Genomic DNA, 13,744 nt, shown 5'->3' on the forward strand with positions numbered 1-13,744 from the left:
TATGCAATTTTCTCCTTTCCTCCGGAGAAAGCCTTTGCTATAATAAATGTGTGTGTTGGATAGAAAGGCTTTATCCTTTTTATTCCCGAATGCCCTTGTTACCAGCAGGGGTATTTTTATTTACTTCCAGCAACTGTTTTACCAATTCCAGCAGTAATCTTTCCTCTTCTGTATTGCCATTCTGTAAATGTGCCAATATCTGCTCCAATACTTTTGCCACCCTGACCGACATATAATTTCCGGCAATAACCGTTACCTCTTGCCCTAAAACTGCTTTCCGGTAATATTCACCTTTCGATATCCCCGATAAAATTATCTTCGATTCCACTTGGCTTTTCTCTTCGTCACTCAGCCAAAAGGCAATTGTATTGCGCCTAAACCTGTCTTCTCGTTTACACGCCACTTTCCTCACCTCTTTCCACTTTTCCAAGTCTATCTGCAATTTTTACCTGCGCATCCATAGACTGATGACAATAGGTTTCAATCGTAGTCGTAACCTTTCCATGCCCTAACCGTTTTGCAATCTCAACTGGGCTGAATCCCATCTGCACAAGCATACTTGCATGACTGTGACGAGTACAATGGACTGTAATTTTCTTTACTCCCGACATCTTTATTCCACGCTCCATTTCGTGCTCAAAGAAGCTCTTTGTCCGTCCGGCAAAAAGACGTGTTCCCGGTCTCACATGATACAATGTCGCAATATATTCCTTAAGTTCCTCCTGCAATTCTTTATGTATCGTAATCACCCGAACCGAGCTTTCCGTCTTTGGTGCCGTAATCAGATCCTCTCCATCAAGCCTCGTCAAAGATTCGTCAACAGTTATGGTTCCCTGTTCTAAATTAATATCTTTCACCTGTAACGCAAGTAATTCTCCTATCCGCATACCTGTCCAAAATAAAATCTGAAAAGCAATCCATGAATCCTGCTTATCCATAATCGCATCTGAAAACTTCTGAAACTCCTCCAGCGTCCAATACGGTCTTTCATCCGCTTTACTCTTTCCCATACTTCCAGCTTTACGACAGAGATTGGAACGCAAATCATAGAAATTTACTGCATAATTCAAAATCGCACTAAGCTGATTATGTATTGTTTTCAGATATGTGGGCTTAAAACCTTTTTCCATCATTTCTCCTTGCCATTTGCGTATCATGGGAGCTGTGATTTCATTAATTGGCGTCTTTCCGAAATATGGTAGCACCTTGTCATTCATTACATACTCTTTTTGCTTCATGGTAGTTTTTCGTAAGCGCTTTTCCATATCCGCCTTATAAATCTCCCAAAAGTCCGCCAGTGTCATCGTCGGATCAGATGATTGCTGCAACATGAAATGTGCGTACCATTCTTCTGCTTCTTTCTTGGTCTTAAAACCTCTTTTTTGTGATTTCTTTTTGGTTCCCGTCCAATCTGTCCAGCGATATTGTATCCGCCACGTACCATTGGGATCTTTCTTTGCATTGCAGCTCATGCACTTACCTCCTTTGCTCCTCCGTACCATTTTTCCTTAAAATACTCCACCGGAATTTTTCCGGCGATTGTGAGAAATCCTTTACTTGCCAAATCCTTATTCATTTCTCTAAGGATTTTGTAGGCTTTCCCCATACTCACACCAAGCATTTTTGCAATGTCCTCTGCACTGTAATAGATTTTTTCGTTCATATTCTTTCCTCCTGTTCTTGTATTTGTTTCTGCATAGTATCTTTTTGTTGCGTTTTTATCATATCGCAACTTTTGTTTCGTGTCAATATCTTTTTTCTTTATTTTTTTGTTCTTGTGTGTTATCCTATATATGATGTTGATCAGTTTCACAAAAATATAGCTTTAGAGCAGGAGGCATGTTGTTATGACAGTCGGTGAAAACATAAGACGTATCCGGCAGGAACGTAATCTTACTCAAAGACAATTAGGAGAAATGGTTGGCGCAAGTGAAGCCTACATTCGTGCCTACGAAAGCGGCAGAAGAAATCCAAAGCCATCATCCCTTGAAAAAATAGCAGACGCTTTATCTGTCAATCCCGAAGTACTGGCGAACTCTGATTTTGATGGCATAAAAGCCATACACAGACTTTTTCAGATATTCCGGCAATACGATGGACAACTCTTTGAATACCAGGATAAAGATGGAAATGATATGGTTGGAATCAGCTTTGGAACATTATCTTTGATGCAATCATGGTTAGACCGATATGAAGAATATATGGTAGAAGTTGAAAAATGCAATGAAATAAAAGATGTTAAGAAACGTGGGGAAGCTCTGCTGAAAGCGGAGGCTGATTTTAATCTTTGGATGGATATTTATCCGGAATCGGAACCATGGCAGGAACGACTTAAAATTCAGAAGGCACATGATGAGGTTATGGATAAGATGGGATTGGAATCGAAAAAATAACATTTATCCAAAGAATCATCATTGAAAATATTTGCATAGGATAATGATATTCTTATACAAAAACTAATGTAAATTACCACATTTATTGGGGGAAAATTATTTATGGACATAAGAGAATTTAAAAAGTGGATAATAGAAAACCATTTTGAAGAAAATGATTTATTTCAAGAAGCGTTGATTTGTTATAATAATAGAGCTTACAAGGCGGCATATATGTTTTCATATCTTGCATTTACCAATTATATGCGCTACCTTATAATAGATTATGAAGGCATTCCATTACAGTTCGAGAAACAATGGAATGAGAAACTTAGTAAGGACAATAAAACTGATTGCGAAAAAAATCAACTAATTACCAAAAAATGGCATGGTATAATTTCTGAATTACAAGATGAAGATAGCTGGGATGGCTCACTTAAAAATATTATAAATCAAGAGGCTTATAATATTTTTTGCTTTGACACTAAAATCAGAAATGAATTTACAGTAAAAAAAGATCTTAGAAACGTATGTGCTCATAATAAGGATAGAAATATTACCAATGCAACTGTTGAAGATTTGTGGGATTTTATTGTTTACATAAAACCTTTATCTGTAATAAATGGTACATCCGAATATATCATATCAAAAATGAAAGATATTTTGAATTTATGTAATAAATCTGAGTACAAGGAAAAAGCAAAGGAAATATATTCATTCTATGAATCCTGCTATGGAAATGAAAAAAAGCAATTGTTTGATAACATATGCAAATTGGTTAATCTCTACTATCCATGTGAATCAACATCTTTTTGGATATATTTATTTGAGCTTATTTTCGAAAAAAAATCAGTCGAAGAATACAATTGGATACCAGAAAATCCCCCATTGGAATTGTTTATAAAAATCAATGTTGAAAATTATGATAGTACGATAGATAAAGTTCATTTTTATAAGGCGTTAGAAAAAGAAGATTCTGAATGGAGCAGCTTTCCATCATATTCAATGACTAAGATTTTTAATCTTGGTCACAACAACTTACTCAAGAAGAAATTATTAATTGAAATCTACAACTACGAAAATCATTATAATTTTTGGAATAATATGCTTTTATCATCGGATGACTGGAATTTGTACTTACAATATCCAGAAATAAAGTCCGCAATTATTTGCAAAGAAAACATATCTATTTTATTAAAAGAAATAGCTAAGTTATATAGCTACAAAAACTATTATGGAAATATTTGTACAACAGATACATTTGATTATTTAAATTTCAGCAGAGATAAAATATCAAAAAAAGTGTTATTAATTTTATACTTATTAAAAGAAAACACCAGTTTACAACTTTATAAATGATAGACTTGTTGATGAATCAGCTGTTTTAAGGTCTTTGTCATAGCATTTGATTTTATATGTGTTTCGATATTTTTCACGAAAGTGGCAAAAAATATCTGACTGCGAATGCCCTGACTTAATTCAAAACGAAACTCCTGTACGCTTTTTGTACGGTACTCAGAAAAATGTTCGTTCTGATAGGGCAGAATCTTCATGGCACAGTAACTGATGTTGATCAGATTAACCAGCATTTCAATCCCTTTGCAGCTTCGCACCATATAGTTGCAAAAAGACCAGAACGTTTTCTGTTCATAATAGCTTGTTTCAATATTCCAGCGAAACGAATATAGCAACAGTGGAATGTATTTCATACAGTCACTTCCGGTCTGGTTCAATGGTGCTTTTTCCTGCCATGCACAGAAAATCTGCAGATCTTCCGGGAAAATGGTACTAAAAAACAGTCGTTTTGTACCATGTTCTTTTTCTGTGGCAGTGACATAGGCAAGGATTTCCCTGTTGCCGCAGATCTTAGCGAGAACCCGGCGGACACCGGTATAATAATCACCGATCTTTTCATTGGAAAACGTAAAATCTGTTTCAACAGAAAGACGTTTTCCATGTTTGGCAGGACGTCCCCGATGACCGGTCTGTGCAGGTGCAAGATCATACATGACAGAATCAATCCTTGCATTGCCAATCAGATCCAGATTCGGATATTCATCAATGATGGATACCAGGTTCTGTTTTGTATACCAACTGTCACAAAGGATGACGACATGATCTTTGCTGTGAAATTCAGGCATAACCTGCCGGATCATGGAGGTTGCCAGTTCCAGTTTAGACTCTTTTTTCTGCCACATACGATAACCAAGAGGAACGGAAAGATAAGAAACTTTATCCCTATTCCAGACAGGTATGCAGAGCATGACACTCACAAAGCAGTGTCCATTCAGATAGTTGGAACCGTTGTGTGCGGCATGGTCAAACAGTTTTGAAACATTTTCAAATTTTGTGCCAAATTTAGATACCATCGTATCATCCCCACACAGAAACACAGGCTGCGTCTGCAGTGAATCTGGTACCAGCTTCAAAGCAATCCTGACAGTAGTATTCATAAATCTGGAATAATCAACCTTTGCATAGGAACATGCATAATAAAATACATTCAGTGATTTCTCCGTTATTCCGGATAAAAAATGCTGATACAGAAACCGGATAGAATGTGCGGATTCTAAGGTCAATATGGATAATATCAGCAGAAATAAGGTATCTGCTGTCGGAACAGAAAAAGTTTCAAAATAAATCAAAAAATATTGATGAAGTCTACCAATCAGTGTTTTTTCGTTGTATAATGCTTTTGTCGTACAGGGTCACTTTCCTTTGTAATGTTTTCAGCAAATTCATTATACATCAGAAAGCCCTGTGCGATATTTTTTTATGAAAAAGTTGTAAAGTGGTGTAAAAGAAAATTATATTAACAACTATAGTGAAGAAATAAATGATTTAATTGAACGATGTAAAAGACTTATCAAATATGAAAAATCTTACCCCACCGATGATAATTATAAGTATATGTGTAATGTTTTGAGAAGAGATGAAGAAATCTTTAATTGGTTAAGCAGACTTATTTCTTAATTTCTGCTATCTTCATAAATATACCTTTATACACACTTAAATGCATCTTAATATACTATATGACTAAATTTCTTTACAATAAGATAACAATAAATATATGGCAAGAAACAATTTTGTACCCAAATCGTACCCAACGCCATCTAAAAAATCCCTACAAAGCCCATAAATACAGGCTTTGTAGGGATTTACCTATTTATTCAAACTCGCAAAGTTTGGTTTAATTCTGATTGTTATAATATAGCCTGAATTATTCACGGAACAGTATCTGAACTGATAACTGTACCATGAATCCCCAAATTGACCCATGTAGCCTAAACATCGCTCAACCAATCTCCAAAAAGGGTATAAAATCCCTGTAGCAGAGTTCTGAGCGGTTATTAAGCTGTCAAGGTTCGTTAATAGTTGCTATTCCAGCTGTACATTCAGCTTACCGATATTTGAAAGTGTCTCATAGAATTCATTCTTATAAGGGCAGCTGCTACACAGCTTGAATGTGATATATCTTGCTGAACGAATTACTTTTGCAGCAATCTTCAGCAGTTTTAAACGGACGGTATCTATGCGTTGTTTTCGCATGTTTGCTGATAACGCCAATCGTCTAAACCAATTAAATATGTTATACGCAAGAGCGTGTACCTGAAGTCTGTTTGCATTTACGATTCTGGTATGACTGCTTACGGAAGCAAAATCAAAACCGGATTTGCTTTCTTTGATAAAGTTTTCCATCAGACCTCGCTTGCAGTAAAATTTGATAAGATACTCTGGTGCGGAATCCATGTTTGTGACAACAAATGTGTACATGTAAACCATCTGGTTTTCCGGCTTTTCAACCTTGCATACCACACGCCTTTCATAAGGCCATGACTTTGCTTTGTACATGAATTCACCATAAACTACCGCATAATCCACTTTGTTATTTCTGGTGATTTCATTAAGTTCATCCACAAAATAGGATGCTTTTTCACGGAGAAGACCATTCTCCTTCAGCCGGATCACATAGCTTGTGCCGTTTTCTTCGCACTGCTTATAAAGATCAGGAGTCGCAAAACCACTATCACCACGAAGCAGAATACGGATTGCAGGATAATCATTCTGGTATTCATCCAGTATCGGCTGCAGGAAGTCAACCACTCCTGTACAGGAATACTGTGTTCCATCACGAAGCTGTACTTTTATCAGATCTCCAGTCATTCCGTCATAACAGACAAGCGGATGATAACCATTGCTTTGATAATGAAAGTTAAAGGCTCTGCCTTCCTGTCTGCCGTATGCATCAAGAAGGGTGGAATCCAGATCCAGAATAACAGCCGATGGCATCTGAATACTGTAAATTTTCTTCCGAAGCACTCTGGCAATCGCAAGGAACTGGTTTAAGGTATCTTCATCCATACGGTTAAAGAATCTCGATACCGTAGGCTGTGATGCAAGCGCATCTTTTTCAAGTACAGACTTGAATACCGGATCATTGGTCAGTTCATCGGAAGCATCATCTTCGAAATAACCGGCAATGATCATATATATCATCTGGAGCAGATTTTTCTGATCCGTGTGATATCTGAATAATGCAGGATCATTGGTCTTGAAAGTTTTGTCTAAAAGCTTATCAATACCAAGCTTGCTTATGAATTCTTTGATAAGAAGCAGACCTGCATCGGAGGAGAGATCTCCTCCATCAAAATTTATTTTTATCTGTCTATTGCTTTCTAAGGCTAAGGTGTTTACAATACTCATAAAGGGCTCCTTTGGGTTATTTTTTAAGATTCGACACCTTAATTTTACCACAAATGGATGCTCTTTTTTCATTCATCTGATAGGTGAAAAGCAATATTCAGTTAAAATATAGAAACTATGTGGTTTTCAGCCACTTTCACGGCTGTGCCGTGAATAATATAGGTATAGTTATCTATATGAATATTCCTGTGCGGCGGAGCCGCCAGTCCAGTGTGGCGTGAGCCACCTGTCCAGACGGACTGAGCCACATAGGTTATAAATTATTCTCGTAGATTTTTAGCCAAACCGTATACTTCTCTCATGGATTTGTCATGCTCAGCATCAATACTTGTGATGTTGATGCGATAACTATCATGAGCAATGCGGTCAATGATTGCATCTGCCAGAGGACTATCATCACCACCGAGTTGGTCATACCATTCCTCGAATTCATACTGGGAGCAGAAAATCGTTGAAGATTTCTTGCGTCTCCGATGAAGCAGTTCGAAGATATCCCTCTGTTCTGAATCCGTTGGTTTCAATAGAAGCCATTCATCCAGAATCAGGACAACGGGATTGGCATACTTAGCCATGACTTTTTTGTAGCTGCCATCTGTCCGTGCCATCTCCAGATCAATAAGCAGATCAGGAAGACGGACATACTTTGTATTGAAATACTGCTTACAAGCCTCCATGCCAAAGGCACAGGCCATGTAAGTTTTACCACAGCCTGTAGCACCGGTGATAAAAAGATTCCGGTGTTCAGATATGTATTCGCAAGTTGCAAGCCGGTTAATAAGGCTCTTGTTAAGCTTGCGCCCGGAAGTGTAGTTGATATCCATGATACTTGCTTCCGGCTGGTCGAATCCAGCGTTACGAATCAGTCGTTTCTGACGATTATTTTTACGATTACTGTATTCAATGTCTACCAGCATACCGAAGCGATCCTCAAAGGGTACTTCTTTAAATTTAGAATCATCCAGCTGGTTGCGAAATGCATCTGCCATAGCAGTAAGGCGCATTTCAATAAGTTTATCTATTGTACTCTGATTTGTCATATGTGTTTACCTCCGATAGTAATCGGCACCTCTCGTGATGCCGTGTGCTTTATGTGTGATCTTGGATTCAGTCATTTCTGATTCCTGCTTTACAGAACCAGTTACGAGGATGTTTTTAATGCTCTTGTAACTGGGCGAAGATGTATAGGATAATGCTTTTTTACAGGCTGCTTCAAGCAATGCATCTGAGTATTTCTCAGCAAGCTTCAGAAGTCCCATACAGCTTCGGTAGGTCTGTTGTTCCACACGTTTGGAGGTCAGTACTGCATTGATCACAGTGTACGTATTTATGCCAATCCGCTCAGCCCATTTGCGGAACCGGTCACCGTTCCATTCCAGATATTTCTGATGGTCTTCCGGCATATGTTCCGTGACCGTGCTGTACTGCCCAGGGCGTCCTTTCAGACGACGGTGGGAAGCAATGCGGTTATGGTTGTAGAAAATTTCAATAGTGGTATCTGTTACCTTTACATCAACTTTCTTTTTGATGTATTCATAGGGAACTGAGTATAGCATTCCATCCACAGATATGTGATAATTGAACTGGACGGTGGCTGTCTTCCAGTCACTCAGTTCAAAACGGGTAGAAGGTAATGATGCCAGCAATGGTTTTTCTTCCTCAAGAAATAAGCTTCGCCGACTACCCTCTTTCTTTTGAAAGAGCCTTTGGTTGAACAGTTCGAGTTTGTCTCTGATTGCACGATTTAATTCGGCAAGGGAGAAGAACTGTTCATCCCGAAGTGCTGCTGTTATCCAGGTAGAGATATTTCCTACCGTTCCCTCAGCATTCGGCTTATCCTTGGGAGTCCTGACACGTGCCGGAATAATCGCGGTACCATAGTGTTCAGCCAGTTCCTGATAAGTTTCATTGATCTGCTGGTCTTTCCATCCGCCATTGTGAACAACTGCAGTTTTGCAGTTATCCGGTACGAGGATTCTGGCGACACCACCAAAATATTCGTACATATGGACATGTGCATTGATCCATGATTTCTGTTTCATGTCCAGAAATGCTTCCACGTATGCATACTGGCTGTAAGTCATTACACCGACAAATATGTATGCTTTGATGATTTCGCCGGTATCAGGATCAATGACTGTTGCAGGATCACCTGCCCAGTCAACTTCAACCTGTTCACCGGGTTTACGGTTGATATGCATGGTAGCACGATGCTTCTGCTCATCCTGTTGGATGTGATAGCAGAACTGTGAATACATGAGTGGTTCTTCACCGTTGGCACGGCAATCCTCCATGTATTCCGTCCATAGAAGTTTTTTGCTTACACCGTTGCGAAGCAGCTCCTTGCGGATGTAATCATAGTCAGGCATCCGTTTCTGAGGATGATTGTTTAATTGGGGATAAAATAATTTTTCAAGTACTTTGTCTGTTTGATTGTCTTGTAAAGGCCAGCACAGATTCAACTCCTGTGCTCGCTTCAAGACTTTAGCGACAGTATTTCTTGAACAAGGAACACTTAATGCAATGTTCCGGTTACTAAATCCCAAGCCAGCTAATCTTAGGATTTCACGGTATTTGGTCATTGTAGCGACCTCCTTATAATAGATTTACACAATGTTTGTGTATGAATCTATTATAAGACAGTGTGGCTCAACCGTACCGGAATGATGGCTCACTATAAAACGGAAGCGTGGCTCAATCGCACCGGACAGGTGGCTCAATCACCCCAAGATTATTCACTATACATTATTGTATTGATAGTGTGTATCTTTCCCACTCATTATTTTTCGTTTGTAAGTACGTAATCATCCGTATCTGTCAGCAACTATATTTTTCTGATACACTCTTTTCATAACAAAGAAAGGAAACTGTATCATTATGAAAACAGATGAAAAAATCACGCTGTGATCTGAAAGAATCCATGAATTTCAATTCAGTGGGCAGACTTGCAAAACATGGTGTCAGGAACATCACGTTCCAGTCTCTACAATGAATTACTGGATGCGCAAGCTGAAAAAATTGGACGAACAATCAGATACAGATATGATTTTTGCAAAAATGCCAACGGAAAAAGAGATTTCAAAGAATGAGACTTTGAATATCAGCCCGTCTCCAGTCCGCATTTTTATCACAAACGCTATTCGGATTGAAGTGATGCCTGAATGCCCGCCGGAATTTTTTCGTGTTCTGATCCAGGGGCTGAAAGATCATGCTTGATCTGGCAGGTGGCACAACCGTTTACCTTGCCTGTGGAGCTACGGATTTAAGAAAAAGCTATCACGGACTGGCTGCAATTATCAAGCTGAAATTCAAACTCGATCCCTATTCGCGCTGCATGTTTGCGTTCTGCAACCGCAGGCGGACTTCTATTAAGATTCTGCAATGGGACGGATCCGGTTTCTGGATTCTGATGAAGAGGCTTGACAAAGATTCCTTTCACTGGCCGGATACTCCGGATGAATTACAGAAAGTGACCCTGAAAGAGATGCATTGGCTGTGTGATGGTCTTTCACTTACTCCGAAGGGAGCTTTTGAAGAAAGACATCCAAAGATTGTTGTATAAAGAACGGATTTGTCAATTCGCAAAAAGCACGAAATACTCGTGGATATCGGTATATATTCCTACACAGTAAAACGTTGATTTTTCTCGAACAGCTGGACTTTCTATGCTATACTGGAATTATCATATAAGAGTTTGGAGATTGCCGGATGGATCCGTTTTTTACAGAGGAACAGCTGAATAACATGAGCCGTGAAAACATGATGGAAGTTATGAGAATCATGCAGAATCAGGTTCAAAAAAAAGAGACCGAGGTACAGCTTCTGAAAGACAAGCAGAAAGAACTGGAATTTATGAACGCAATGCTTTCAGACCGTCTTGCGCTTGCACAAAGAAGACGTTTCGGTTCTTCCAGTGAAAAATACGCAGATGGATATGAACAGATGGATCTGTTTAATGAGGCTGAAGTCAATGCAGATATGGATACTGCTGAGATTGAAGAGGAAATCGTGATTCCATCGCACAAACGGAAAAAACGCACCGGCAAAAAAGAAGAAGATCTCTCTAATTTCGAAGTAACAGAAACAATCGAATATAAACTGACCGGCGAAGACCGCTATTGTCCGGACTGTGGAACAAAGTATAAAGTCGTCACAAAAGAAGTCGTAAAACGACTGAAATTCATCCCCTCCACCTTTGAAGTGGTGGAAGAAGTAACCTATGTATACAGTTGTCCAAAATGTGGTGCTATGATCCGGCCGGAAAAAGAGTTTCCGCTGATCAAGGGAAGCATTGCTACACCTTCGCTGGTTGCCGGAATCATGAATGCAAAGTATGTCAATGGCATGCCGCTGGCAAGACAGGAACGGGAATTCGCAAGGTATGACTTAAATCTTTCAACAAAAACAATGGCAAACTGGATCATCAGCTGTGCAGACCGGTATCTGGGACTGCTTTATGGGCAGATGAAGGAAGAATTCCTAAAGAGCAGATACATCCATTGCGATGAAACCAGGATCCAGGTGATTGATGAACCAGATCAGAAAGGATCATCTCAAAACTGGATGTGGGTATATCTGACAGATCATTACAGTGAAGCCCCACAGATGGTTCTCTTTGATTATGAGAGAACGCGTGCCGGATATCACCCGGTAAACTTCCTTGGAGATACATTTCATGGATATCTGACGTGTGATGGATACCAGGCGTATCATGGACTGAACGATTCCATTACCGTAACCGGATGCTTTACCCATGCGAGACGCCGTTTTGATGCTGCACTCACGGCATTAAAAAAGGATTTCACAAAGGAGCAGCTGAAAGAAACAGTTGCATATCAGGCAATGACGAGGATCGGAATCCTGTATAAAGTAGAGAAACTGATCAAAGATAAGACACCGGAAGAACGGTATCAGGAACGCCAGAAGCAGTCGCGTCCAGTAGTGGAAGCCCTGTTTGAATGGCTGCATTCGATGGAAGATTCTGTAGACAGATCTTCCCTTATTGGTGATGCCATTTTATATACGCTGAATCAGGAAACCTATCTTCGCAGGTACTTGGATGATGGGCATCTGAGCATTGATAATAATAGTGCGGAGCGTGCAATCAAAAATTTTGCAGTAGGCCGCCGGAATTGGCTGTTTGCCAAGAGTATCCGTGGTGCAGATGCCAGTGCTGTTGTTTATAGTATCGCAGAAACAGCCCTGCTGAATGGTCTGAAGCCGTATGTATATCTTTCCTATGTATTAGACGAACTTCGTAAAATGGGACCTTTTCCAAAGCCGGATGATCTAAATCGGCTTTTGCCATGGTCAAATGAATTACCGGAAGGATTTCGAACCAAAAAGAAGAAATAAAATGTGACGCCCTGATGGGCGGCATTTTTAAAAAGTCAAGGTACAGATGATTACGTACTTACTTTCGTTTCACACATTTCTAGTACCAATCCAGTACCACTGCTATATTGTCATTATTGTTGTGTGTAGTTACGGTGGCTTGCAGGTTTGTTTACTATTCAAGAAATAATCTTCTGATGGTTTGCAAGTCCACCTATGAAAATTATAATCTTCGGATGATGTTTCTGCAACTAAAAGTTTTGTGGTACTAATGGGCAGTACCATTATTTTCCATATCATTCATCAATTTATCAAAGTCACTTTCATATATTGAATCCTGTATAACCCTATATTTTTCAAACTCACTTTCTGCAAATTCCTTTGCAATAGCTGCTGTTACTTTCCCTTTATCCTGAAGTACGTCCGCATCATTGAATCTAAGAAATGCGTCAAGCTTTGTTTTCCAATCTTCCATAGTCATAGGAATATGTCTTCGCGCCTGTCTTGTTGCATAATCAAGATACATTGTCACAATTTCATTTAATTCAGCAAGTTCGTCTTTTTCTAAATAATTCTTTGCAATCGATACATCTGTTTTTACAATTTTACCATCCGGTGCATTTTTCCATGATTTAAGTCCCATATGTTCCTTATTATGATCAGCTCTTGCCACAATCACTTCTGTCGCTGTATTACCATGAACTGCATAATGCATCTTATTCTGTACTGTTGCATAAAACTCTCTTGTCACCTGTGAATTCTTATCATAATCAACTGCTGTTGCATATATATCTGTGATTTTCTGGTAAAATCTTCTCTCACTTGCTCTGATTTCCTGAATCTCGGCAATAAGATGCTCAAAATAATCTTCGTCGAAAATCTGTCCATTAATCAATCTACTTTTATCAAGAACATAACCCTGCTTTGTAAATGTATCCAACACTTTGGTTGCCCATGTCCTGAACTGCGTTGCCCGTTCTGAATTAATGCGATACCCCACAGCAATAATAGCTGCTAATGAATAGAACTTATAATTGTATGTTTTTCCATCATCCGCAGTTTGTGCAAATTTTGCACAAACTGAGTTTTCATCTAATTCGCCCTCTTTAAAAATGTTGCTCAGATGTTTTGTAACCACACTTCTATCTACATCAAAAAGCTGTGAAATTGCCTTCTGAGTAAGCCATACATCGCCATTCTGAACCCTGACTTCTATTCCGTCTTCTCCTGCATCTCGTGTGAAAACCAGAAAATCCACAGTACTATTTCTTATCTGTAATTCTTTGCTCATAAAAGTGTTCCTTTCTCTATTATCATGAACGTCTTCCTTACATCTT

Annotated in this window: 13 protein-coding genes; 5 read left to right on the forward strand and 8 right to left on the reverse strand. The window is 39.0% G+C overall.

Annotated features, from left to right (window positions below; genetic code table 11):
• Window positions 1-79 precede the first annotated feature (79 nt).
• Genes ACDD58_RS01520 through ACDD58_RS01530 form a run of 3 tightly spaced genes read right to left on the reverse strand, consistent with a single transcriptional unit; the run spans window position 80 to window position 1,663 of the window.
• On the reverse strand, window positions 80-403 hold the full coding sequence (locus ACDD58_RS01520) for a hypothetical protein (protein WP_370775294.1): 324 nt from the start codon (window positions 401-403) through the stop codon (window positions 80-82).
• Entirely contained in the window at window positions 393-1,472 is a 1,080-nt protein-coding gene (locus ACDD58_RS01525; protein WP_370775296.1) for a tyrosine-type recombinase/integrase, read from the reverse strand. The genes ACDD58_RS01520 and ACDD58_RS01525 overlap by 11 nt, the downstream gene beginning before the upstream one ends.
• The gene (locus ACDD58_RS01530) at window positions 1,469-1,663 is read right to left on the reverse strand and encodes a hypothetical protein (protein WP_055059692.1); all 195 of its coding nucleotides are present in this window, start codon (window positions 1,661-1,663) and stop codon (window positions 1,469-1,471) included. The genes ACDD58_RS01525 and ACDD58_RS01530 overlap by 4 nt, the downstream gene beginning before the upstream one ends.
• Window positions 1,664-1,847: 184 nt before the next feature.
• Here ACDD58_RS01530 and ACDD58_RS01535 point away from each other — a divergent pair, with 184 nt between their 5' ends.
• Entirely contained in the window at window positions 1,848-2,393 is a 546-nt protein-coding gene (locus ACDD58_RS01535; protein ID WP_370775297.1) for a helix-turn-helix domain-containing protein, read from the forward strand.
• 102 nt (window positions 2,394-2,495) lie between these two features.
• Window positions 2,496-3,731 (forward strand): hypothetical protein, encoded by a 1,236-nt coding sequence (locus tag ACDD58_RS01540; RefSeq protein WP_370775299.1) that lies wholly within the window; start codon window positions 2,496-2,498, stop codon window positions 3,729-3,731.
• Here ACDD58_RS01540 and ACDD58_RS01545 read toward each other — a convergent pair.
• The 4 genes from ACDD58_RS01545 to istA all read right to left on the reverse strand — a co-directional run bounded on the left by ACDD58_RS01545 (window position 3,722) and on the right by istA (window position 9,655).
• Window positions 3,722-4,825, reverse strand: a complete 1,104-nt coding sequence (locus tag ACDD58_RS01545; protein ID WP_370775756.1) for a transposase — start codon at window positions 4,823-4,825, stop codon at window positions 3,722-3,724. The two genes, ACDD58_RS01540 and ACDD58_RS01545, sit on opposite strands and share 10 nt — an antisense overlap.
• A 925-nt stretch (window positions 4,826-5,750) precedes the next feature.
• Complete coding sequence (locus ACDD58_RS01550; RefSeq protein ID WP_241070783.1) at window positions 5,751-7,076, reverse strand: IS1380 family transposase; 1,326 nt, start codon at window positions 7,074-7,076, stop codon at window positions 5,751-5,753.
• A gap of 260 nt (window positions 7,077-7,336) precedes the next feature.
• A complete protein-coding gene (gene istB / locus ACDD58_RS01555; protein WP_370775301.1) occupies window positions 7,337-8,113 on the reverse strand; it encodes an IS21-like element helper ATPase IstB in 777 nt (258 codons plus the stop codon).
• 6 nt (window positions 8,114-8,119) lie between these two features.
• Window positions 8,120-9,655, reverse strand: coding sequence for an IS21 family transposase (gene istA, locus ACDD58_RS01560; protein ID WP_370775302.1), 1,536 nt, complete (start codon window positions 9,653-9,655; stop codon window positions 8,120-8,122).
• 406 nt (window positions 9,656-10,061) lie between these two features.
• On the opposite strand from istA, the gene ACDD58_RS01565 reads away from it, so the two are divergent.
• The 3 genes from ACDD58_RS01565 (at window position 10,062) to ACDD58_RS01575 (ending at window position 12,428) form a co-directional block, all read left to right on the forward strand.
• Window positions 10,062-10,289, forward strand: coding sequence for a hypothetical protein (locus ACDD58_RS01565; protein WP_370775304.1), 228 nt, complete (start codon window positions 10,062-10,064; stop codon window positions 10,287-10,289).
• Window positions 10,282-10,635, forward strand: a complete 354-nt coding sequence (gene tnpB / locus ACDD58_RS01570; protein WP_006855325.1) for an IS66 family insertion sequence element accessory protein TnpB — start codon at window positions 10,282-10,284, stop codon at window positions 10,633-10,635. The genes ACDD58_RS01565 and tnpB overlap by 8 nt, the downstream gene beginning before the upstream one ends.
• A gap of 146 nt (window positions 10,636-10,781) precedes the next feature.
• The gene (locus ACDD58_RS01575; protein ID WP_370775307.1) at window positions 10,782-12,428 is read left to right on the forward strand and encodes an IS66 family transposase; all 1,647 of its coding nucleotides are present in this window, start codon (window positions 10,782-10,784) and stop codon (window positions 12,426-12,428) included.
• Between the two features lie 247 nt (window positions 12,429-12,675).
• On the opposite strand, the gene ACDD58_RS01580 is transcribed toward ACDD58_RS01575, so the two are convergent.
• Complete coding sequence (locus ACDD58_RS01580; protein ID WP_370775309.1) at window positions 12,676-13,698, reverse strand: virulence RhuM family protein; 1,023 nt, start codon at window positions 13,696-13,698, stop codon at window positions 12,676-12,678.
• Window positions 13,699-13,744: the final 46 nt, after the last annotated feature.

Source organism: Roseburia sp. (genome assembly GCF_041325975.1).
Lineage (GTDB): Bacteria > Bacillota > Clostridia > Lachnospirales > Lachnospiraceae > Roseburia > Roseburia rectibacter.